This window comes from Flavobacterium fryxellicola (genome assembly GCF_900143245.1).
Classification (GTDB): domain Bacteria; phylum Bacteroidota; class Bacteroidia; order Flavobacteriales; family Flavobacteriaceae; genus Flavobacterium; species Flavobacterium fryxellicola.
Genome location: NZ_FRDK01000006.1, coordinates 51,642 through 72,919 on the forward strand (window position 1 = coordinate 51,642; position 21,278 = coordinate 72,919).

Annotated in this window: 27 protein-coding genes; all 27 read right to left on the reverse strand. The window is 33.2% G+C overall.

Features of this window, described 5'->3' with window-relative positions:
• Nucleotides 1-77: 77 nt before the first annotated feature.
• Nucleotides 78-2,111 carry an OmpA family protein gene (locus tag BUA03_RS10190; protein ID WP_066077398.1) on the reverse strand — a complete coding sequence of 678 codons (2,034 nt, stop codon included), beginning with the start codon at nt 2,109-2,111 and terminating at the stop codon, nt 78-80.
• 68 nt (nt 2,112-2,179) lie between these two features.
• Entirely contained in the window at nt 2,180-3,955 is a 1,776-nt protein-coding gene (locus BUA03_RS10195) for an Ig-like domain-containing protein (protein ID WP_066077399.1), read from the reverse strand.
• 632 nt (nt 3,956-4,587) lie between these two features.
• Nucleotides 4,588-5,583, reverse strand: coding sequence for a diguanylate cyclase (locus BUA03_RS10200; protein WP_245792609.1), 996 nt, complete (start codon nt 5,581-5,583; stop codon nt 4,588-4,590).
• A 139-nt stretch (nt 5,584-5,722) separates the two neighbouring features.
• Nucleotides 5,723-6,079, reverse strand: coding sequence for a hypothetical protein (locus tag BUA03_RS10205; protein WP_066077401.1), 357 nt, complete (start codon nt 6,077-6,079; stop codon nt 5,723-5,725).
• Nucleotide 6,080: 1 nt separating this feature from the next.
• Nucleotides 6,081-6,428 (reverse strand): hypothetical protein, encoded by a 348-nt coding sequence (locus tag BUA03_RS10210; protein ID WP_066077403.1) that lies wholly within the window; start codon nt 6,426-6,428, stop codon nt 6,081-6,083.
• A 44-nt stretch (nt 6,429-6,472) separates the two neighbouring features.
• Complete coding sequence (locus BUA03_RS10215; protein WP_066077404.1) at nt 6,473-6,805, reverse strand: YtxH domain-containing protein; 333 nt, start codon at nt 6,803-6,805, stop codon at nt 6,473-6,475.
• Between the two features lie 37 nt (nt 6,806-6,842).
• Nucleotides 6,843-6,995 (reverse strand): lmo0937 family membrane protein, encoded by a 153-nt coding sequence (locus BUA03_RS16515; RefSeq protein ID WP_139171392.1) that lies wholly within the window; start codon nt 6,993-6,995, stop codon nt 6,843-6,845.
• A gap of 43 nt (nt 6,996-7,038) precedes the next feature.
• Nucleotides 7,039-7,191 (reverse strand): lmo0937 family membrane protein, encoded by a 153-nt coding sequence (locus BUA03_RS16520; RefSeq protein WP_139255646.1) that lies wholly within the window; start codon nt 7,189-7,191, stop codon nt 7,039-7,041.
• 33 nt (nt 7,192-7,224) lie between these two features.
• Nucleotides 7,225-7,857 (reverse strand): porin family protein, encoded by a 633-nt coding sequence (locus tag BUA03_RS10220; protein ID WP_245792611.1) that lies wholly within the window; start codon nt 7,855-7,857, stop codon nt 7,225-7,227.
• A gap of 195 nt (nt 7,858-8,052) precedes the next feature.
• On the reverse strand, nt 8,053-8,514 hold the full coding sequence (locus BUA03_RS10225) for a sll1863 family stress response protein (RefSeq protein ID WP_066077406.1): 462 nt from the start codon (nt 8,512-8,514) through the stop codon (nt 8,053-8,055).
• Between the two features lie 180 nt (nt 8,515-8,694).
• Nucleotides 8,695-8,880: a general stress protein CsbD gene (locus BUA03_RS10230; protein ID WP_066077407.1), complete on the reverse strand. Its 186-nt coding sequence runs from the start codon at nt 8,878-8,880 to the stop codon at nt 8,695-8,697.
• Between the two features lie 254 nt (nt 8,881-9,134).
• Nucleotides 9,135-9,341: a hypothetical protein gene (locus tag BUA03_RS10235; RefSeq protein ID WP_066077409.1), complete on the reverse strand. Its 207-nt coding sequence runs from the start codon at nt 9,339-9,341 to the stop codon at nt 9,135-9,137.
• A gap of 133 nt (nt 9,342-9,474) precedes the next feature.
• Nucleotides 9,475-10,359, reverse strand: coding sequence for an MlaD family protein (locus BUA03_RS10240; protein WP_066077412.1), 885 nt, complete (start codon nt 10,357-10,359; stop codon nt 9,475-9,477).
• A gap of 17 nt (nt 10,360-10,376) precedes the next feature.
• Nucleotides 10,377-11,153, reverse strand: a complete 777-nt coding sequence (locus tag BUA03_RS10245; RefSeq protein WP_066077414.1) for an ABC transporter ATP-binding protein — start codon at nt 11,151-11,153, stop codon at nt 10,377-10,379.
• 1 nt (nt 11,154) lies between these two features.
• Complete coding sequence (locus BUA03_RS10250; RefSeq protein ID WP_066077650.1) at nt 11,155-11,913, reverse strand: MlaE family ABC transporter permease; 759 nt, start codon at nt 11,911-11,913, stop codon at nt 11,155-11,157.
• A 430-nt stretch (nt 11,914-12,343) separates the two neighbouring features.
• Complete coding sequence (locus BUA03_RS10255; protein ID WP_066077415.1) at nt 12,344-12,799, reverse strand: PA2169 family four-helix-bundle protein; 456 nt, start codon at nt 12,797-12,799, stop codon at nt 12,344-12,346.
• Nucleotides 12,800-12,959: 160 nt separating this feature from the next.
• Nucleotides 12,960-13,400 (reverse strand): hypothetical protein, encoded by a 441-nt coding sequence (locus BUA03_RS10260; protein ID WP_066077417.1) that lies wholly within the window; start codon nt 13,398-13,400, stop codon nt 12,960-12,962.
• Between the two features lie 122 nt (nt 13,401-13,522).
• Nucleotides 13,523-13,744: a hypothetical protein gene (locus tag BUA03_RS10265; protein WP_066077420.1), complete on the reverse strand. Its 222-nt coding sequence runs from the start codon at nt 13,742-13,744 to the stop codon at nt 13,523-13,525.
• A gap of 44 nt (nt 13,745-13,788) precedes the next feature.
• Nucleotides 13,789-14,175: a hypothetical protein gene (locus BUA03_RS10270; RefSeq protein ID WP_245792612.1), complete on the reverse strand. Its 387-nt coding sequence runs from the start codon at nt 14,173-14,175 to the stop codon at nt 13,789-13,791.
• Nucleotides 14,176-14,546: 371 nt separating this feature from the next.
• Nucleotides 14,547-15,932, reverse strand: a complete 1,386-nt coding sequence (locus BUA03_RS17135) for an OmpA family protein (RefSeq protein ID WP_066077424.1) — start codon at nt 15,930-15,932, stop codon at nt 14,547-14,549.
• A 319-nt stretch (nt 15,933-16,251) separates the two neighbouring features.
• Complete coding sequence (locus tag BUA03_RS17070; protein ID WP_262489214.1) at nt 16,252-16,374, reverse strand: hypothetical protein; 123 nt, start codon at nt 16,372-16,374, stop codon at nt 16,252-16,254.
• Nucleotides 16,375-16,400: 26 nt separating this feature from the next.
• Entirely contained in the window at nt 16,401-16,874 is a 474-nt protein-coding gene (locus BUA03_RS10280; RefSeq protein ID WP_066077425.1) for a Dps family protein, read from the reverse strand.
• Between the two features lie 356 nt (nt 16,875-17,230).
• On the reverse strand, nt 17,231-17,569 hold the full coding sequence (locus tag BUA03_RS17075; RefSeq protein ID WP_317041101.1) for a beta/alpha barrel domain-containing protein: 339 nt from the start codon (nt 17,567-17,569) through the stop codon (nt 17,231-17,233).
• 31 nt (nt 17,570-17,600) lie between these two features.
• A complete protein-coding gene (locus BUA03_RS17080; RefSeq protein WP_262489215.1) occupies nt 17,601-17,786 on the reverse strand; it encodes a hypothetical protein in 186 nt (61 codons plus the stop codon).
• 97 nt (nt 17,787-17,883) lie between these two features.
• On the reverse strand, nt 17,884-18,066 hold the full coding sequence (locus BUA03_RS17085) for a hypothetical protein (RefSeq protein ID WP_317041102.1): 183 nt from the start codon (nt 18,064-18,066) through the stop codon (nt 17,884-17,886).
• Nucleotides 18,067-18,335: 269 nt separating this feature from the next.
• A complete protein-coding gene (locus BUA03_RS10290) occupies nt 18,336-19,424 on the reverse strand; it encodes an alkene reductase (protein WP_066077426.1) in 1,089 nt (362 codons plus the stop codon).
• A gap of 455 nt (nt 19,425-19,879) precedes the next feature.
• Entirely contained in the window at nt 19,880-21,262 is a 1,383-nt protein-coding gene (locus BUA03_RS10295) for an NAD-dependent succinate-semialdehyde dehydrogenase (protein ID WP_066077428.1), read from the reverse strand.
• Nucleotides 21,263-21,278 lie beyond the last annotated feature (16 nt).

Consider the following 21,278-nt stretch of genomic DNA (forward strand, 5'->3'; position numbering starts at 1 on the left):
ACCAAAAAAAAAGGATAGACTTTTAAGTTTCTATCCTTTTTTTGCATTCATAAAATTTTATTCTCCCTACAACGGTATTATCTAGTAGCAGGAATAATGTCAATAATTACGGTACGATTATAAAAACGTTCCTCTGGAGTTTTATTTTCAAAAGGAGATTTATTTTCATCTTCTCCAAATCCGTTAACTTCAAATTGAACATCGTTTCTTCCTGATTTTGCTAAAGCTTTTTCGATAATCATCTTTACATCATTTGCACGTGAGGCAGATAAATTAAGGTTGTATGCTTCACCACCAATAATATCAGTATGTCCGTGAATCATCACTTTTGCACCAACAGGAATTTTAGGAGTTACAATATCAGTAAGGTATTTTTCATACATTGTAATGGCTACTGCTTTATTGAATTCATAAAGAATACTGTATCTCATTCCTTCCATTGTTTTTGCAGGAGTCCAAAGCACCACATGTATTGGCGTTTCTTTTTCTATAATTTTACCACTTTTGGTTTGACCAATCATTTTTACTTTGTAATCTCCTTCTGGACGACTACCTAAAATTGATTTTCCTGAAATCTTAACTTCGTCCTCCATGTACGGTCCAAAAGACTGTACTTTACCTTGCTCGTCCGTCATTTGCAATGACCAAGAAGATAATGCTTCTCCAGCTCCTTTATTATTAAAGGTTACATAGCTTTCCATAGGTGCTTCTTGTGAGGCAACAATCTGTACTGGTTTCAATTGTGCATCAGTACCACTTTGAAATTCCATTAATAAATCAGGAGAGTTACTTTCGATAGAAACTCTGCGATCTCCTTCACGTAACAATACTAATTCTAATGTTGCACCTGGTTGCTCAGAAGGGATATTTGGCTTTTCTTGACCTTTGGTTGCAATTCTAGAAGCATTGATGGCAAATACATTAACCAAATACGTTTTAACCGATTCAGCCATTGCAAGTCCATCCGCATTTCCTTTGTTAGAAGAACCCACTAACGAAATAGTAGCTGAAGGATTTTTTTGCATGCGATCCCCTAGGATGTTCAATACATTGTAATATACGGTCATTTGACGCTTAGAACGGTCAGATAAGTTTTTTGGAGCAAATACTTCCAATTGATCTTCTTTAAAGTCTTTCACCTGATTTTTCGTTAATAAAACATAACGGTTTGGAATTTCATTCGAATCTTCATTAAAGAAAACATAGTTTCTTAGTGGGAAAATTTCAGTCATTCTGTTTTCTCCAGGAACATTACTAGGAGAATTTACAGAAAAAGAAACTTCACGATCTTGAACCATGTCAGTTGCTTCTTGAATGTTTTTTCCTTGTCCAAATTTAAGTGCGACACCGGCTCTGATGGTTGTAATATTCCAAGTTTCTGTTGCACGTGGATTTTGACCAAAATAAGGTTGGAAAGAAACAAAAGGAGACAATACAAATTGTGTCTTATTGCTATCTGAAGATAATGGAATATCATATCCTGCACCAATTTGCATTGATAAAATAGTTTCTTCAATTTCACTAAACTCGCCCGAAACTGCTGGAGTAGCTGCTTGATTTGGAAATGCTGGATTAATACCTAATTCATACGTAAATGATTTATCTAGGTTGAAAGCCAAACGAGGACCTCCATAAAGATAGAAATTAGATTTAAATGGAGCAAAACGCACGCTTGGTTCTACAGTAATGTAACTAAGATCCGTAGATAAGTCAGCAGGACAATCACAAGCAGTTCGTACTTGGTCAAAAGCACCTTTACGGCTATCATAACCTGCTTGTAGCATTACTCCCCATCTAGAGTCAGCAGGGCGATATTCTAAAAGAGGGGCAATAAATAGTCCCACACCATCACCATCATGAAATGTTGCAGGAGGTGTAAAACTCGCACTTAACTGATTAGTAGAACCACGGTAAAAGTTAAAATTAGCTCCACCAGCAACACCAAAGAACCAAGAAGGTTTAGCGTACTTTACCTCTTGTGCTTGCTGTGCCAATAGGGGAGTTTGAACACTTAACCACGTCAATGAGGCTACTAAAAGACTCTTGATTGGTAAGTTATTTGGTGACCAAGCTTGGCGAGATCCCTTTTTTAAATGAGTTGTATTGTTCATGTTTTTTATTTTTGTTGCGTTATATTTAATAAATCCCGCCCTAAGACGGGATGAAATATTTCTTAAACTTAATTACCAGGAACATTTATGGTTGTATTAACCATTGTTACAGAAGCTATTAAAGAAATAGCTCTACCATTAAGCACTGTTTGGGCAGCATTTCCTGGAGTTGAGAATGTAACTCCTGCATTGGCGATTATTGTTCCTACCATAATTCCTCCACCAGCACCGTTGATTGTTGCTGCAGAACCCACATACCAGAATACATTTTTAGGTAACGCTCCATTTTTCATTATAACACTTTTTGCACCGTTTGGTCCTGCTACTCCTACTGTAAGTCCAGATGCTGTTTGAAAAATCCAAGTTGCATTAGGATCTCCTTGAGCGTCCAAAGTAAGGTTACCATTGCTAATTTTGAAAGTACCACTAGCTGATTTATAAACTCCTGGGGCTAATGTCAATCCTCCTAGTTCACCTGCGCCTGGATCAGTTCCACCTGGTTTTGAAGCGGGAGAAATACTTAGGTAAGCTGCATTTGCATCAAGTAATCCTTGTTTAGCTATATCAAATGATGTTTGCGTACCTGGAGCAGGTGGAGCAGTGTATATTTTACCTTTCACATCTCCTACATTTAAAGGAGTTTCTGTATATATGGCTGTAGCGTCATGAAATCCTGTTACTAAAGTTGAGGCAGCTGTAGTTCCAATACTACCGTTAATCACAGTATTTAACCCCTGATTTGTTATTCCAGCGTTTCCACCAAAAGCACCAAACATTGCAGCAGATCCAAGATTTACTTGAGAAGGCTGAACTACTACTGGAGGATTTACTGTAGTGGTAAAATTCCAAACATAATTATTAGCTAATGGAATTCCTATGGTGCTTTTAGCATTTGTTGTTATCGTGGCCGTATAAACCAATCCCGGTTGTAATGATGCCGTAGGATCAAAAGAAGCAGTTAATCCTGAGTAAGAAACGATACCGGCGATTGATGTTGTACCTTGTCGTAAAGTAAAAGTTGTAGCATTTATACTTGAAGGATCCATTGGTATGTTAAAATCTGCCGTTACTGTTTTTAATAGATTAACTCCAGTTGCGTTATTCACCGGATCAGTTGCAGTTACGATAGGGTTAACTCCTGTTTTAAAAGTCCATACATAATTGGCACCTAAAGCTGTACCAAGTGTATTTTTAGCATCAGTTGTAATTGTTACCGTGTAGGTAGTGTTTGCCTGTAATGGGTTAGTGGGTGTAAAAGAAACCATTGATCCAGTATAAGCGATAGTTCCAGCTACGGGATTTGCTCCTTGTTTTACTGTATAACTAGTACCATTTAATGTTGAAGGATTCATTGGCATGCTGAAAGTAGCTGTGATTATTTTGTTCAAGGCTACGTCAGTTGCGTTGTTGATTGGATCTGTGCTAATTACAATAGGTCTTAAAATCAAACCAGTAGTAAAAGCCCAAACGTAATCTGTTTGTAAAGCATTACCCATCACGTCTTTTACTAAAGTTTTTACTCTTCCCGTGTAGGTGGTGTTTTCTAAAAGGGGCGAAGAGGGTGTAAATGAAGCTGTTTTACCTGAATAGGTTACCGTTCCTGCAACAGAATTTGTACCTGTTAAAGTAATTGAACTTTGGGTAATTGTTGCTGGATCCATCTCTGTATTAAAAGTTACTGTAATAACTTTATCTACTGATACTCCTACAGCATTAGATATTGGACTTGTCGATTCTACAACTGGACATACACCAATGGTTTCCTGAAAGTCATCGCTTGCGCATCCAGAAATTAATGCAATAAGTAGTATTGCAAATGTGAATAGTAAATTTTTTGTTTTCATTTTTTATCAATTTAGGGGATTATGAATTTTGTTCTCCAAAGGTCAGTTTGTTAACAACTAAAAGTCTTATACTATTAAAATTATTAGTTGTAAGATTCACTTATTTTATTTGTTAAAATTTTTTTAGTAATACATTTGAAATCAGTAATTTGATTTTTTTTAATGTGTTAACATAACGTTATTTTCATGATTTTTAATAAAGAAGTTAGTACATAAAGAGATATCTAAAAATACATGCAACACTTGTGGTTACTACAATTATTTTACAATTAGTTTCTAAAATAAATCATTTTAGAATGAAAGTCCATAGTGATTTTGATTTAGTAGATTACAAGATGGATGGTTTGAAGCAGTAATTTTTGCCACGGATTTGCAAATTTAAAAATTTTATCATCTGCCAATTTCCGGTGATAAAAAGTTTTTTAGAAGTTAAAGCGAGATGCATTAAAGAGTATAGTTTCAACGCTATCTGAAACCGATAAACGTCGTATTAACTATAATCTGGAGTGTGTTTAAAAACAATAGTACTGAACACCAATTTTTGTTATTAATCAAAGGTGCAAGGGAAAAATAGCAATAAGTGCGTTCTTGATTTTAAAATGGTTAGAAAAAAATTGAACCATTAGCTACACTCAATTTTTTTCCTTTTGTTTTAATGTGTGAATAAAAAAGGTTAGTTCTGTAGTAAAGGTATCAAGTGTTATGGCAGACTGCTTTATATATTCTAAATAATCTTTAATTTCTTGTTTAGAATTAGACGACTGGTCGAGTAAGAAGGATATTCCTAGAATGTTAGTCACTGGCTGTCTCAGTTTATGCGAAGTCATAAACATGAGTTTTTCTAAACCTATTATGTATTCTTTTTGATATTCTTCAGCGCTATTGAGTTCAGAAATAGCATTCAAAAGCTGTATGGCACGCTTTTCCTTTTCTTCATTTTGGTTTTCAAGATTTTTATTGGCAATAATGAGTTCTCTTGCTCTTTTTTCTTTTTCTTTATTTTGAAAAGCGAGTTCTTTATTGGCAATAATCAGTTCTGCCGCTCGTTTTTCCTTTTCTTTATTTTGAAAAGCGAGTTCTTTATTAGCAATAATTAGTTCTGCTGCTCGTTTTTCTTTTTCTTGGTTTTGAAAAGCAAGTTCTTTATTAGCAATAATCAATTCTGCTGCTCGTTTTTCTTTTTCTTTGTTTTGGAATACAAGGTTTTTGTTGGCTAAGATCAATTCTGCTGCTCGTTTTTCTTTTTCTTGGTTTTGAAATACAAGGTTTTTATTAGCAATAATTAATTCGGTCGCACGCTTTTCTTTTTCTAGATTTTGGAAAGCGAGTTCTTTGTTTGCTATAAGCAGTTCTGAAGCCCGTTTTTGCTTTTCTTTATTTTGAAAGGCTAGTTCTTTTTCAACAATAACAAGTTCAGCCGCACGTTTTTGTTTTTCGAGGTCTTGAAAAGCCATTTCTAAATTGACAAGAATTAATTCTGCAGCTCGTTTATCTTTTTCTTGGGTCTGAAATGCTAGTTTTTCATTCGCAAGAAGTAATGCTGTTGTTTTATTTAGTTTTTCGCTATTTTGAGAAACAAATAGAATGTTTTGAATTTCTGAGTCTTCTTTATTAGTTCTTTTGACCATCCTACTTTCAAATTAAATTTTATAAACGAAAATAACTTTCAAAAGTAGTGTAAAAGCACTGATTTTGGACTGCTAAAAAGAAAGAATGATTTTAAATACAAAAGTAATTTGCCTACAATTTACTGTTTATAAAACATAATCAGCTGTTTTGTAAATCGTTTTCTTTTACCTTTTCAGATTGTTTGGTGACCACATTTGTGATTACAAATTGTAACAGTGTTCCTAAAATTCTTTTTATTGGATTGTGAGTGGACCCTAATAAAACTTTTTTAGTTAAGTAACCCGTAGTTATTCCGATGACATTGCTCAATATGTTGCCTTTAAATTCAGACGTTGTGGCCATTTGACCAAAAGCCTTTTTAATCAAATTTACTGGTTTTAAACTTTCATAAGTATAATAATACTGATCTTTTAGTTGTAATAAATCCTCGGCTTGTTTCAGTTTCAGTAAAGCGATGGCTTCTTTTAGAGTTGCAGTCTCGTTTGGCTTTTTCATATTAACTTTTTTTAAGCATTTTAACAATAATAAAATTACTGATTGGCATTTTTAGCCATTGATCTTTGAAGAAGTAAAGAACAATTGCAACGATGAGATAAAGACTGGATACGATAAAAAAACCATAATATACTTTTCCAAGTAATTCACCAAGCCATAAAGATAAACCAATGTTTGCAAGGAAGGCAAACAGTACAAAAACAATAGAAACGGTTAATCGAGATAATAAAGATGACAGCACATCAGCAGTTTTGTCTACTGCATTTAGTTTAGCCAATTCTACTGTTGTTCTGGTATAATCTTCAGCTCTTTCAAAAAGCATTTCTATTGTTGATGCGTTGTTTTCCATAATGAAATTTTTAGTGTACTAAATAGTGAAATTTTAATATCTGATTAGATATTTGTATTTTTAATTTCATTTTTTGCATCTTGAAATTTTGATTTTCCTTCAGCAATTAAAGATTCACCATCATGTTTAGCATCATAATATTTTGATTTTCCTTCCGATACTAAAGCTTCTCCTTCTTGCCAGATTTTCTCATATTTATTAGTAATTGTACCTAATAATGTATCTAGTTTGTCCTTTAATTCGTCAGCATAATCATTGCTTTTGTCCATGATTTTTCTTCTTGTTTTGTCTCCTTTTTCAGGGGCAAACAATACTCCTAATAATGCTCCTACAGCTACTCCGCCTAAAACTCCTAATATTATTTTATCTGCTTTCATAATTACTTATTTTATTATTATTTTAAATTTGATTTGATTAAATACTTCTACCTGATATCAGTCTGAAAAGTATTGCGATTACGGCAATGACAAGAAGTACGTGAATAATAGATCCTAGACTGAATGCGAAAAAGCCAATTGCCCAAAAGATTACTAAAATTACTGCTATTGTATAAAGAAGATTTCCCATGTTTTTTTATTTTAATGATTAGATAATGATTTGCTACGCTACGTTAGACTTTTCTGCCTGATATTAGTCTAAATAGTATTGCAATTACTGCAATAACAAGAAGAATGTGAATAATAGATCCTGCGCTATAAGCAAAGAATCCTATTGCCCAGAATATTATTAAAATTACCGCGATGGTGTAAAGAAGGTTACTCATGATTTCTAGTTTTTAGTGATTAGTATCTATTTATTAGTTAAGTCTCAATCCTACATAAACGTTTAATACGCTGTTTTTTGCATCAGATGAAATAAAGTTACTTGAGGAATCATCTTTTCCTATTTTTGTAAGTCCATAGTTGTAACGAACTCCAAAGTTTACTGCGTCCAAATCAATTCCAACACCTCCAGAAATACCAGCATCAAACTTGTTAAAATCATTCGTGTCTAATTCTCTTTGAGAAGAAGAAAAATTGGAATCATTGGTTGTTTTTCCGCTAACCATGTAAGCAGCATAAGGACCAACATGTACATTAAAATTTTCAGTGATATTAGCTACTAATAATACAGGTACTTCAATATAATTCACATTGAATTTCGCTGTACCTTGAATAATAGCATTGTTATAAACTAATTCAGCACCTTTTGTAGTATAATTAATTTCCGGCTGAATAGCAATGCTGTTTGTAATAGGGAATTTGGCATAAAGTCCAGCGTTAAAACCAGTAAGTACATTGTTATCGTCTACAGTATCTGTATAAAGATTGGAAAAGTTAAGTCCACCTTTGAAACCATAAGAAGCTATTTTTTCCTGTGCTTGCATCCCTGTGAAAGACATTAGACCTAAAACTAATGAAGTAAAAATTAAATTTTTTGAATTTTTCATTGTATTTATTTTTATTGTTTTTGTATACTACAAATATCCGCATCTTGTGTAGGTAAGTTGTTACATTACTTTTAAATAAATTTACATTATTCACACTTTACGGACTATAAATTCAAATTCTTTTTTTTAAAAATTGCTATCAATCAGGTGATTGCATAAAAAAAGGCAAGTAACTACACTTGCCTTTTTACTTTTCTATTTATTGTCAACAGTCAAGTTTTTGAATGCTCTGCCTAATTCATCCATATCGCGGTTGTACTCATCTTTAAATGATTCCCAGTCACTGCTAGTATCATTTTTGTACATTTCGACTTTGCTTTTAATTTCTCTGTTTTTTTCTTCTAAATCCTCAATTTTTTTTGCATAGGCTTCATCTATCGATTTGCCTCTTTTTTTCAAATCTGCTTTCATTTCAGCAATGCGGATTTCATTTTGTGCAATGGTAGCATTCGTGCTGTCTTTAAAGGCTTGCCATTCTTGCTCCGTTGCTGCTCTTCTCGCATCTGATAATTCTTCTTTAGCATCGTCAAGATCTTCTCTTGCATTTTCTACATTATCTTGTGCTGCAGCTTCTTTTTTTGTAGAGTCCTGACACCCAACTAATACAGTTGTGGCAATAAATGTGGTAAGGGCTAGATTTACAATTGTTTTTTTCATGATCTTAGTTTTTATATTGTTTTTGAAGTGTTTGTGTTTGTTTTGTTGTTCTATTTAAAAATGTTAAGTACTTACTGTGAGTGGTTTAACAATATTAAAGATACTAAAATTATTTTTGTCAAACAAAATTTTTTATTTTGGAGTAAAGAGATGTATGGTAATTAATACGAATAATTTTGTTTAAAGACTTTCAAAGATCTTAAGTAGTTCTTCTCTAGTTTTTCCCAATTTCGATTGGTATTTGTTTAACATTTCCTCCTTTTTCTCCTCTGAAAAAAGAGATTTATTATTGGTTAAAGCGGCAAATTTCTCTTTCAGTTTCTCTTTTTGTTCTTCCCAATTTCCCTCTTGTTCTATTGAATCCATCTTTTTTATATTACATGCAAAATAATTTTTACAATACAAAGTTGGCACTTTTAGAGAATGGTTCAGTTACATAAATTTAGATATTAGTTGTTTTATTCACAGATTATAAAAAAAGTGACTATTCACGGCTAACACAAAAACGGTGCTAGTAGCGAACAGTCAAGTCAATTTTATCTCGAAGAACACTGGAAGAATTTAAATAAGGTACTGTTCCCTTGATTTTCAATTGAACATATTTTGAATTAAAGGAATAGTTACTGTTGGCTTTCTAAATATTTTTTAAGAATGTTTTCTAATGACTCATAATAATCATGAAGTACTTTAGTATTAATTTCTGGATTATTTACATCGGGTATGGTCGCTGGTAACTCTGACAAATATTTATTTAATTCTGGGTATTGATTTTGTATTTTCAAGGTAATTTCTAGAATTGCTTGATTAAGCTCTTTTTCTGTTTTCATAATATAGTGTTGGGATAAGTAAGGGTACTGTTAGTTTAAACAAAATAAAGGTAAAGACTACTTGTAATGTATTTTTTCATTTCAAATTTCGCCTTGTAGCAACCCTTTTAAATTTGCAAATATTGCATAGGATTTATTTTAGAGAATCATTTTCAGTTCCAATTTTTAATTCTTTTTTCATTTCAGCTTCTTCCAAGTCTGAAATCTCATCTTGCTTTTTTTCTTCTTCCTTTTTCTTTTTGTTGAAGTAGCCTCTTAATAAGAAATTATGTTTTGCAGCTTCGATAACTTCATTTAATCCTTTGGTAGCTGTTTTAACATTAGTGAGGGAGGAATCAATAACTTTTCCCATTCTTTCATCACTTACCAGTTTTGATAATGCGCCTTTTCCGTTATTCATATTTACCGTAAATCGCTTAAATTCGGTAGAACTGTTCTCCAGATTAGACACCATATTTTTTATACTGTTTCCAAATTGCTCATCAGAAACCAATCTAGATAAGGCACCATTTCCATTATTCATACTTGAACTGAATTGAGCAAGCTCAGCAGTAATTAAACCAGCATTATCAACACTTTTTTTAACGCTGACCATCAAGTCATCCATTTCTATCGCTTGTTTAGAAGCTATGATATCATTATTCTCAACAATTACATTGGAATTTTTACCGGAGGAAATGATCAGTACTTTATCGCCCATCAAACCATCAGAGCTAATACTTGCAATAGCATCTTTTTTTATGTATTTACGGACCTCCTCTTTTATGATTAGTTTAATAACCACAGAGGTATCGGTTAGAAACTCAATTTCTTCAACCGTTCCAATATTAATTCCTGATAAACGGACATTATTTCCAACCTCGAGCCCATTAACAGAATTAAATTTTGAATTTAATTCAAATGTAGATCCAAATAAATTTTTTTGTTTTCCAACAAAATAAATGGTCCCTACAAAAAGGACTAATCCTATAACTACAAACATTCCCAATTTCCATTGGTATCCAGATTCTTTATTCATTTTTATATTTTTATTGGTTATATGAAAAAAGAACGAACCCATTCATCGTCACTTTTTTCTAATTCATCGTAAGTTCCTTCGGCATGTATGATACCGTCTTTTAAAATCATCAGTCGGTCGCTGGTGTGTTTTGCACAGGCCATATCATGGGTTATGATGATAGATGAAGTTTTATATTTTTTCTGAATTTCTAGCACCAATTCACTAATTTCTCTCGAAGTGATTGTGTCGAGTCCTGTTGTAGGCTCATCGTACAATATAATTTCAGGTTTTAAAATTAGTGTTCTTGCCAGACCAATTCTTTTACGCATACCTCCAGATAATTCTGAGGGCATTTTATCAATAGCTTCACTCAAACCGACACTTTCTAGAATTTCCTTAATTTGATTTTCAACTTCTTCTGCTGTTAAATCTTTAGCATGTCGCTTTAAAGTAAATCCAAGATTCTCACGAACACTCATAGAATCATATAAGGCAGCGTTTTGAAATAAAAATCCAATTCGAACTCTTATTTTGTTAAGCTCCGAATTATCCATCTTCGTAATGTCAGATCCAAACACTTTGATTTCTCCTTTGTCAATACCCATCAATCCAACGATACATTTTATCGTAATTGATTTTCCAGAGCCAGATTTTCCTAAAATAACAAGGTTTTCACCTTTCTTTACGGTAAGATTAACACCTTTTAAAACCTCATTTGTACCAAAGGATTTATACAATTCTTTTATTTCTATTACTGGCTCGTTCACCGTTGAAATAGGGTTAAGTTCCACGTTTGTTTTTTCTTGTGTCATTTTAGAAAAATAAATCGGTTATTTGAACGGCCAACATGTCTATAATGAAGATGGTCAATGAAGCAGTCACCACCGCAGAGTTAGCAGCTTTACCAACGCTCTCTGTTCCATTAGCGGCATTAAAACCTTTATAACATCCTATCATACCAATAAAAAAACCAAAGAAAAAAGTTTTTATCGTTGCCGGAAAAATATCTAAAAAGGTAATTGATTCTAATACTTGAGCTAAATACCGATGAAAATTCACGTCGCTATGAATGTTAATTCCAATATATCCACCGATAACACCTATACCATCTGCATAAATTACTAGTAAGGGAATCATCAAGGTCGTAGCCAAAATTCTGGTAACAACTAAATATTTATAAGGGTTGATAGCTGAAACCTCCATGGCATCAATTTGTTCAGTTACTTTCATGGATCCTAATTCGGCACCAATACCAGAGGAAACTTTACCTGCACAAATCAAAGCAGTTATTACTGGCGCTATTTCTCTAATTAGTGATAGTGCTACCATACTCGGTAACCAAGATTCTGCACCAAACTTCGCTAGAGTTGGTCTTGATTGTAATGTAAGCACTAATCCCATTATGAAACCGGTGATGGTTACTAAAGGCAATGATTTATAGCCTATCACATAACACTGTTTGATGAATTCCTTCATCTCATAAGGAGGCTTAAATACTTCTTTAAAAAAACGCAAAGCAAATAATGTAACAGTACCTACATTATTAAATGTTTCTTTTAAATAGCTAATTATACTTTCTTTTTTTGCTATTAGTGTATTACTCATGTATCGTTACTGTTTTTTTTTGGATTTTTGGGAATATTAGAATTTATGCAAGTTGTTTGGTAGGGTAGTGGATAAAAAATGACACAATTCTTTACTACTTGTTTCTTACTACTTGTACTGCAGCCTATTTTGAGAATACGGGGACTTGTAGTCTTTGTACGTATAGAATCAATAATTTTAAGTTCTTCTTTAGAAAGAGTAGGGGATTTAATAAAAAAACTTGAAAAAAAACAGATCTGCTTACAAAGGTTCATATTAAATCTCGCTGTCTAACGGCCTTAAATCATGCAATAGTTTCCTATTCAATGCAGTAAAGAATAGGAAAAAAACTGCTAGTTTTAATTATTAACGCCCAAAAAGAGGTCGATTAACCGAAAATGATTATTCAATTTTCATTTTATGACAACATTAAATCACCTAATTTTTTGACTTTATCATGGTGCTTTGTCAGCATAATTTGTTGTGATTTAAGCCTAATGTGCAATTCTGCAGTAAGATAATCTAGATTGTTAGACAGCGTGTCTTTGTAACTTTTTATGGCGACAAATTCATTGTATTCTAAAGTGTTTAAAATATCTTCTCTGTTTTTTCCAGCAAGAGTTAATTTAAAATTATTCCAAAATCTTGAAAATAGGCTATTCCGTTTTACAACATTTACTGGAACGCCGCCCATTTTTTGAACTTCTTCTACAAGTTCTAATTTGAAAACGGCACTAGTTTCTTGGAATTCAGCGAACAAATCTTTTAAATCATGCTCCTCTGTTACTTTTTTGGCTGTTTTGTAAATCTCAATTCTTTCCGTATTGATTTCAATAAGGTTATTTAATACTACAATTGATTTTTCTTTATTCATGACCTTAACTATTATAAATTAAACGAACATAGATAGTATCTTAACTAAGAACTACTGGTAATAAAAAGGAGTACTACTCTTTTTGCTTTTTTGATAGGTCAAAAACACATCCTTGATTAAAAAGAGTAGTAACCCTTAAGTTATAAAATCCTAGATCAAACTAAAATCTGTTTGTGGACAGAATAAGTTGCATTCCAGGATATTGTACATCTGGCTGATCCTCAGCGGTAATAAATATTTTTGAAGGCTCAAATGAAGTAACAGTTTCAAAACTAGCTTTGAGTTTTGAGGACATAAACCCACTATCACTTTTTATTTGCCCAATGTTTTTAACAAGCGCTTCTTCTGTTTCCATCCAAACTACGTACACACTTTTTGAAGGCTGTAATCTAGTTACTTCTGCTAAATTTGTTATTTTTACTTTAATAGAATAATTTTTATTACTATCCTTTTTGACGCTTACATTTCCTTTTGCTGCAGGAACTATAGATGAGTTTTGAAAAGCCACATTTTTTCCACAAGAAGAAAATGAAACTATCAAGAGTAAAGCAGCTACCGCTAAGAACAATTTTTTAATATTTGATTTTAATTGAATTGGCATGGGTAATATTTTTAAGTTATTTTATCCTCCAAAATTAATTGAACAGAAAGCAAAATAGGTTATATAAATATTTTTAAATGTTATATTATTCACACGTAATCATGCGATAACTTCTTTTAATTTTATGCTTTTTTGGTAGTGCCAGTCACTAATAAAACAACGCCTCCTACGGCGAGCACAATGCCAATTATTGGTGACCAGGCCATGGGATGATTTACTTCTTTATTAATTTCTATTGGACCTATATCCACTAATTTTTCAGTGGTTGTGAAATTGAAGCTATTGTACAATACCATTATTATTCCTATGATAATCAGGATGATTCCGATACTTTTTGTTTTCATATTGAGTACGATTTATTTTATTTTTTTTTCAAGTGATTGCTGTGTTAAACGCCAGAAAAATATTGTTTGACAAAATTGTGCTGCTGATTCACAGTCATCTTATCTGTGTGTTTAATTTCAAATTTAATTTTTAGAAAACGCTCATCTTCACTTAAGAGATCGAAGAGTTCAATTTTTGCATCAGTTGGACCAAAGAGAATGACCCTTTTGTAATCTTTTATGGTTTCTCCAATTTTTTTATAATAGTCGTATAGTTGTTTTTTTTCTTTGTCCTTCATTAATTTTACGGGCTTTAGCAAATGGCTAGTACTGTCTTTTAATGCAAATTCTGATTCAATAGTTTCAATTTCAAAATGTTTGGAAGTAAATTCCATTAAATGAGCAAAAGAATGATCCATCCAAATACCCAATTTTTTTTTAGTTGTCATCATGATCAGTTTCTTGGATTATTCAATGCTACGTGGTTTAACATTAAATGATAATTAATAAATTATAATTATCTAAAGTTCAGCTATTTGATAGCATTATTTATTATATAAATTTATGCAAAAATTATATAATTCACAGGTTTATTAGAAACCAAAAGTAAATAAAATCTAAAATTTATTAGAAATAGGCGAAAAATAAGGTGGTCGGAGCTGAATTTTAAAGCCTAAGTATAGCTTTCAACTGTAGGAATAGAGTGCAAAATGCTTTTTTATTTTCGAATTATAGTTCAAAGGATCTAAAAATAAAACAAAAAAAGAGGGCTATTGTTTCCAACAGCCCTCAACTAACCAAACCAAAACCCAACCTAGTCTTCTTATTTTTCGTAAGTCATTTTCAACTCTACTCTTCTATTTTTTGCACGTCCAATAGCCGTTGCATTTGTTGCAATAGGTTTGCTTTCTCCGTATCCAACTGCTGTTACTCTTGATCCAGAGATTCCTTTCTCCATCAAATAATTTTTAACAGATTCAGTACGTCTTTGAGATAATTCTAAATTAAAAGCATCACCACCATTACTATCTGCATGTCCTTCAATAACTAAGTTTGAAGCACCGTATTTATTAATTAGACCTACTAATTCATCTAATTGTACTAATGAACCAACTTTTAATTTGTCGCTATTGTTTTCAAAGAATATTTTACTTCCTAAATAAGTAATTCTTTCAACATCTTGTTTTGTAATTTCTGGACACCCTTTGTTTTCCATTGTTCCTTTAACAGTAGGACAACGGTCATCCATATCAGCTACACCGTCTCCATCAGTATCAGGACAACCATTTAAACTTGCTGGACCAGCTGTATCAGGACAACGATCTAAGTCATTTGGTATTCCATCTTTGTCATTATCCATTGGACAACCTGTAGTGTCAACTTTAGTTCCTGGTTTAGTATCAGGACATTTGTCATTAATGTCAGCTACTCCATCATTATCTGAATCAGGACAACCATTTAACATTGCAGTTCCTGCAACATCAGGACAAGTGTCTAAATAATCAGCTACGCCATCTTTATCTCTGTCTAATGGACAACCATTTTCATCCACAACTACACCTGCTGGAGTATCAGGACACATATCTTTACGATCAGCAACACCATCATTGTCAGCATCTTTTTTCTCTCCCAAATTGAAAGTCAAACCAGCCATGTGAGAAAGGTAAGCATCTTTTTTACCATTGTCATCAACACCGTCTCTTCTATCTTTATTAGAAAAGCTGAACGTTTCTTGTAAATTAAGTGTAATTACATCGCTCAATCTAAAATTTAATCCACCACCAGCAGTAGGTAATGCATAATCAATTCTATCTTGATCAAAGTTTACATCATTATCAAATAAAATAGCACCAACTCCTGCAAAAGCATAAGGTCTAATTAGAGATTCTGGACCTGTCATGTTAAATCTTAAATTTAATGCTACAGAATTGAAGTCGCTTTTGAAACTTCTTACTGTACCATCGTTGTAACCAATTGTTCCTTTTGAAGCTAAAAAGTTCAAATCAAAATAACGACCTAAATATCGAGAAACAGAAATACCCCCAAAACCGTAAAATGCTTTATCAGTTTTATAAAAATTATTTCCTAAATCACCTTGATACTGTGTCACACCACTATGAAGACCAATGTTCCATTTCTTGTCCTCAGTTTGCGCTTTTGCGATAAATGTAAATGCTAAGCAGGTACATACTAATAGGATTTTTTTCATTTTATTTATGTTAAATTATTCCCTACAAAGGTCATCAACATTGCGATACTATTTGTTACAGAACTATTGTAATAATTTGTATATTTCCCACATTTATGCTGGATTACCTAGGGTTAAATAGCTATTGATTTTCTTTCTTTTTAGACTTATTTGAATAAAATAAAACCATTTGAAAACATAATTTTCATTTAACAGCTCAGGGAGACAGTTTAGAAAAATGTTTTTAAATGGTTTTAATTGTTTAAAAAAACGAGGTACTTAATTTTGGAAAATAGTAAAACAATAAGAAATCATAAATGTTTTTACTCCTTTTAAGATGTTACTGTTGAGAGTCCGTTTCTGCGATTGTTTTAATTTCTTCAACATCTTTTTTAGCGGTAATTTTACCTACCTTGCAATTACTTCTTGAAACTAAATAAACTTCTGATGCTCTATTTTCCATTTTATTCGTATTTTATCGTTAATAAATTATTCTAAATACCTACGTAATGCCCATGCCATGGTTTCATGATCTTGCATCAAACCCGTAAGGAAATCAGCTGTTCCTGCATCTTTATTTTCATCTGCACATACATCCACATCTTTTCGCAATTGGACGATCACTGTTTCATGATCTTCTAATAATTCTTTAAGCATCTCCTTTTGCGCAGGGTATTGATTTGGAGATTCCTTGATTATCGTTAATTCCGAAAACTCTTTCATTGTTCCAATAGTCTTTCCGCCTAATTTGCTAATTCGCTCAGCAGTTTCGTCAATTGACACTTCGAGCTGTGTATACTGACCTTCAAATAACTTATGGAGTTCCATGAAACTTTGACCGGATACGTTCCAATGAAATTTTCTTAATTTTATGTATAAAGTCATCTCATTTGCTAAAATGGCGGATAAGATTGAAATGCTATTTTTTAAATGTGCTTCTGTAATTCCAATTTGAAGTTTCATATTTTTAAGATTGTGTTGAATAATAAATGTGATTTATAAAATAATTAGCTTTTATTTCTTGTAAGAACGCTGTAACTAAGTTCTTTTTTAGGATATAAACTAGTATACAAAGATGATCGTATTCGCTTCATAAAGTATTATAAAATTACAATAATATGTTACATATTTCACACTTTATTAAATGTAAAATATTGTTTGTCAGTACTATGAAAATTTTTTACCATATTCAATTGCGTACAAATAAATTGTAAACAGATGTTTTACCGTCCGTTACTTTTATCTTAATGTAAAAGGAGTTTAAAAGAAATAGGGGAGAAAATAGTTAGCGGTGGTTAAGGCAATACAGGCTTAATTTGCTAAATAGATTTCTTGTACAGCATGTAGGAGTTCGACACTTTTACCAAAAGGACTTTGAAACGCTTTTTTTCCATAATCATTTCTGCGCCTTCAGCTCGCTTGTTTATTACCGCCGTCTTTATCGCTTCTGAAAAATCCGGTGCTCCTAGTGATTCACCACTAAAATTAATCATGCTGATCCGTCCTGAATAACAATTGAGGACTTGATAACAACAGAGGTCAATGGGATGATCACTGGCTAATTTAGTGTACATTGCTGGATTTCTGTTGACAAATTTTATCGCAATATAACCATTACTAATTGTGGGTATCTTTTGTTTTATGATGTCTGCTTGAATAGTAACTTCTACATGGTTTGCTGAATCTGTACTATCGGCAGCTGTATTGTAATAGAATACTGTCTTTTATAAATGCATCATTTCTGGAATAGCACCAGAGAATGATTGCCATGCCTGCATTATGAGCTTCTTCAAAGGCTTTTGCCACTTCAACAATTTGCCTATCGGATTCTTTTGAGCCAAAATAGACCGTTGCATCAACTGCCACCGCTCCCATATTCCAGGCATCTCGTGCACATCCAAAAAATATTTGATCGTATTTATTGGGATAGGTTAGGAGCTCCTAATGATTAATTTTTACCACAAATGGTCTTTTATGAGCCTATTTTTCTGCATAGCATGGCTAATCCGCCCATGGTTGAGGCGATAGCGTTACAGCCTCCTTCAATAGCTAATTTTACACTGTTTTCAAATTCAAAATAAATAAGATTGGGAGCAAATGAACTTCGTCCTCTATGCTCAATTCCTTGATCTATAGGTAAAATTGAAACATAAATAGTGCCAGAAAGACGGCCATGGTTGTAGCGATGGGCTAAACTTCAAATCGTTTGCCAATTTTGATCACTATATAAAAAATTAGCATCAATATGAAACTGGTTCGATTCATGAAGTTGCTCTTTTTGGTGTTTTTTTTTCAAATATGATTTAATAAAGATCGTTTTAATCACCTACTAAAACAAGTTGCTGCGATATATTTCTCATCGTGATTTTTGTTTAGAGGGAGTTCCTTGAAAATAATATTTTATTGGCCACAATAATCCTAAAATCAAATTTTATAGGATGGATAATCAGTATATCCTTTTGCATCAGCAGTATAAAACAAATCCATATCAAGATTTTGTGATAAAGGCCAATTGTTCTGAAATCTTTCTACTAAATCTGGATTATTGATAAAAGGTCTTCCAAAAGCAACCAGATCGGTAAGTCCGCTTTCTAAGGCTGATTCTGCGCTTTCTTTATCATAACCTCCGCAGTTAATCAAGATATTTTTAAAATTATGGCGAATTAATTTTTTAATTTCAAATGGTACTGCAGGAGCGCCCATAGCAGAATGATCGACAAGATGAATGTAAGCAATATCTAATTTATTAAGTTCTTTAGATAAGTAGTCATAAGTAGCTTCTATTTCAGGATAATGTGGCATGTCGCTAGCTACACCATAAGGAGATAAGCGTATTCCCGTTTTTTCTTTTCCAATAGCCCTGGCAACGGCAGCCGCAACTTCTAACACAAATTTGCAGCGGTTTTCTATACTTCCGCCATATTCATCTGTTCGGATGTTACTTATGGGAGATAGAAACTCTTCAAGTAAATACCCATTGGCAGCATGCAACTCGACACCATCAAAGCCAGCAAATAAAGCATTTTTAGCCGCACTGATGTATTCGGTTTTGGCATGTATTATATCTTGTAATGTCATTTCATTGGGAACAACAAAGTCTTGCAATCCACTGGCATCAGTCCACATTTGCCCCGCAGCTTTTACCTGCGATGGAGCAAGTATTTGAGCACTTTTAGTCATATTAAGCGGATGGCTTATTCTTCCCGAATGCATTAATTGGACGACTATTTTTCCTCCATTTTTATGAACAGCGCCTGTTGTTGCTTTCCAGCCTTCTACTTGTTCAGCGTTAAAAATACCTGGTATCCTAGCATATCCTAATCCATTTTGTGAAGGGGATGTCCCTTCAGTTATGATGAGCCCTGCAGTGGAGCGTTGATTGTAATAGGTGGCCATTAATTCATTGGGAACATTTCCTATCGCTCTGCTTCGTGTCATTGGTGCCATTACGATTCTGTTTTTTAAATCAATAGAACCCACTTTTTTTGGTGTGAATAATTCGTAAGTTTTCATGTTTTTTGTTGTTAGATTGCTGATATAAAGATAATTGCATTAAATGATCTGTTTTTTAAAACTAACAAAATTTAATATAATGCTCTTTTATAAAGCTGATTTTGATTTTAATACCTTCAGAAAACTCGCTACCCTATTTCCTAACGATGAAATTTTGCTCAGAAAACCTCTGGTAAGGAAAAATATTTGAAACGAGATTTCTTAAGTATTGAAGTATGATAGTATAGTTTTATTTAGCACGAACACTGATTATTTATTTCTGTTTTTCAAAAAATTAAGTTAGATAACATGCGTTGAATATTCTGATTAACGGTTATCCAGCTCGTGTACCAATTCGTTGGTCATAGGCGGAAGATTGGAAAACCCCTATGTTCTAGATGCCGTTGCGCCAATCTGGCAAACCAGAAAAGATGCTACCTAACAAAATTTAATGATTCTACTTATTTGAATGAAAGCTACAAAGGATCTGAAAGTCCACTAACACGGATGAGTTTTTTATTGACAAATTCCTGTATTCCTAATTCAGACAATTCTCTTCCGTAACCAGAGCCTTTTGTACCTCCAAATGGTAAATCAGCCTGCGTCCAAGTGGGATGATTGATAAATACCATTCCAGCATCAATTTGATTAGCTATTTTTTCTCCTCGTTTAATGTCTTTGGTAAAAATGGAACAACCAAGTCCAAAATCAGAATCATTTGCTAAAATAATGGCAGTTTCTTCATCTTTCACTCTGTAAAAGGAGGCAACAGGGCCAAATAGTTCTTCGTAATAAGCAGGTATTTCTGGTTTTAAATCGGTTAAAATGGTTGGTTGCACAAAGGCTCCCGGCATATCAGCACGCGTTCCTCCTAACAAAATAGTTGCTCCTGCGTCAACGGATCTTCTTATTTGGTCAATGATAGTGACTGCGGCTTCTTCGCTACTCATGGGTCCTAATTCAGTTTTCGAATCCATTGGATCCCCAACAACTAAGTTTGATAGCTTTTCTTTAAATTTTTCAATAAATTCATCCGCTATAGCTTCTACGGCAATGAATCTTTTGGAAGCAACACAACTTTGACCGTTGTTGTTAATTCTACCTACCACTGCCCATTCCACTGTTTTGTCAATATCAGCATCTTCCAAAATTATGAAAGCATCACTACCACCCAATTCCAAAACTGATTTTTTTAAATAGCGTCCAGCTTCAGCCGCAATACTGGCGCCAGCTGCTTCACTTCCTGTTAGTGAAACTCCTTTAATTCTTTTATCAGAAACCAAAGCTGATGCTCGTTTTCCAGAAATAAACAAATTAGTATAAATTCCATTAGGCGCACCAGCTTCATCAAATAATTCTTCAATTGCAAGTGCGCATTGTGGCACCATGGAGGCATGATTCACCAGAACGGTGTTTCCTACCATCAGGTTGGGAGCCGCAAATCTGGCCACTTGATAGAAGGGGAAATTCCATGGTTCAACACCTAAAATGATACCTATCGGACTCGATTTAATGTAAGCGCTTCCATTTTCAGGTTTTAGAGGCTTATCAGTCAAAAAGGCCTTGGCGTTAGTAGCATAATAATCAAAAATAGCAGCACTTAACAAAATTTCGCCTTCAGCCTGAGCAATTAGTTTACCCATTTCCAATGTTATCAGTGTAGCTAAATGTTCTTTCTTCTCTCGCATTAAAGAAGCTACTTTATGGAGTATTTTAGCTCGTACCTCGTAGTTCGTTTCTTTCCAAGAAGTGAATGCTTTTGCGGATTGAGTAAGTAACAAATCAATAGTTTCTTCAGACATTTCATCAAAGGTACGTTCAACTTTATTGGTATAAGGATTAACAGTTTGAATAGCCATTTTTTTTATGTTTAGA

Coding starts and splice junctions, on each gene's coding strand:
- BUA03_RS10190 (WP_066077398.1), bottom strand. CDS start 2,111: ATGAACAATACAACTCATTTAAAAAAGGGATCTCGCCAAGCTTGGTCA.
- BUA03_RS10195 (WP_066077399.1), bottom strand. CDS start 3,955: ATGAAAACAAAAAATTTACTATTCACATTTGCAATACTACTTATTGCA.
- BUA03_RS10200 (WP_245792609.1), bottom strand. CDS start 5,583: ATGGTCAAAAGAACTAATAAAGAAGACTCAGAAATTCAAAACATTCTA.
- BUA03_RS10205 (WP_066077401.1), bottom strand. CDS start 6,079: ATGAAAAAGCCAAACGAGACTGCAACTCTAAAAGAAGCCATCGCTTTA.
- BUA03_RS10210 (WP_066077403.1), bottom strand. CDS start 6,428: ATGGAAAACAACGCATCAACAATAGAAATGCTTTTTGAAAGAGCTGAA.
- BUA03_RS10215 (WP_066077404.1), bottom strand. CDS start 6,805: ATGAAAGCAGATAAAATAATATTAGGAGTTTTAGGCGGAGTAGCTGTA.
- BUA03_RS16515 (WP_139171392.1), bottom strand. CDS start 6,995: ATGGGAAATCTTCTTTATACAATAGCAGTAATTTTAGTAATCTTTTGG.
- BUA03_RS16520 (WP_139255646.1), bottom strand. CDS start 7,191: ATGAGTAACCTTCTTTACACCATCGCGGTAATTTTAATAATATTCTGG.
- BUA03_RS10220 (WP_245792611.1), bottom strand. CDS start 7,857: ATGAAAAATTCAAAAAATTTAATTTTTACTTCATTAGTTTTAGGTCTA.
- BUA03_RS10225 (WP_066077406.1), bottom strand. CDS start 8,514: ATGAAAAAAACAATTGTAAATCTAGCCCTTACCACATTTATTGCCACA.
- BUA03_RS10230 (WP_066077407.1), bottom strand. CDS start 8,880: ATGGATTCAATAGAACAAGAGGGAAATTGGGAAGAACAAAAAGAGAAA.
- BUA03_RS10235 (WP_066077409.1), bottom strand. CDS start 9,341: ATGAAAACAGAAAAAGAGCTTAATCAAGCAATTCTAGAAATTACCTTG.
- BUA03_RS10240 (WP_066077412.1), bottom strand. CDS start 10,359: ATGAATAAAGAATCTGGATACCAATGGAAATTGGGAATGTTTGTAGTT.
- BUA03_RS10245 (WP_066077414.1), bottom strand. CDS start 11,153: ATGACACAAGAAAAAACAAACGTGGAACTTAACCCTATTTCAACGGTG.
- BUA03_RS10255 (WP_066077415.1), bottom strand. CDS start 12,799: ATGAATAAAGAAAAATCAATTGTAGTATTAAATAACCTTATTGAAATC.
- BUA03_RS10260 (WP_066077417.1), bottom strand. CDS start 13,400: ATGCCAATTCAATTAAAATCAAATATTAAAAAATTGTTCTTAGCGGTA.
- BUA03_RS10265 (WP_066077420.1), bottom strand. CDS start 13,744: ATGAAAACAAAAAGTATCGGAATCATCCTGATTATCATAGGAATAATA.
- BUA03_RS10270 (WP_245792612.1), bottom strand. CDS start 14,175: ATGATGACAACTAAAAAAAAATTGGGTATTTGGATGGATCATTCTTTT.
- BUA03_RS17135 (WP_066077424.1), bottom strand. CDS start 15,932: ATGAAAAAAATCCTATTAGTATGTACCTGCTTAGCATTTACATTTATC.
- BUA03_RS17070 (WP_262489214.1), bottom strand. CDS start 16,374: ATGGAAAATAGAGCATCAGAAGTTTATTTAGTTTCAAGAAGTAATTGC.
- BUA03_RS10280 (WP_066077425.1), bottom strand. CDS start 16,874: ATGAAACTTCAAATTGGAATTACAGAAGCACATTTAAAAAATAGCATT.
- BUA03_RS17080 (WP_262489215.1), bottom strand. CDS start 17,786: ATGGGAGCGGTGGCAGTTGATGCAACGGTCTATTTTGGCTCAAAAGAA.
- BUA03_RS10290 (WP_066077426.1), bottom strand. CDS start 19,424: ATGAAAACTTACGAATTATTCACACCAAAAAAAGTGGGTTCTATTGAT.
- BUA03_RS10295 (WP_066077428.1), bottom strand. CDS start 21,262: ATGGCTATTCAAACTGTTAATCCTTATACCAATAAAGTTGAACGTACC.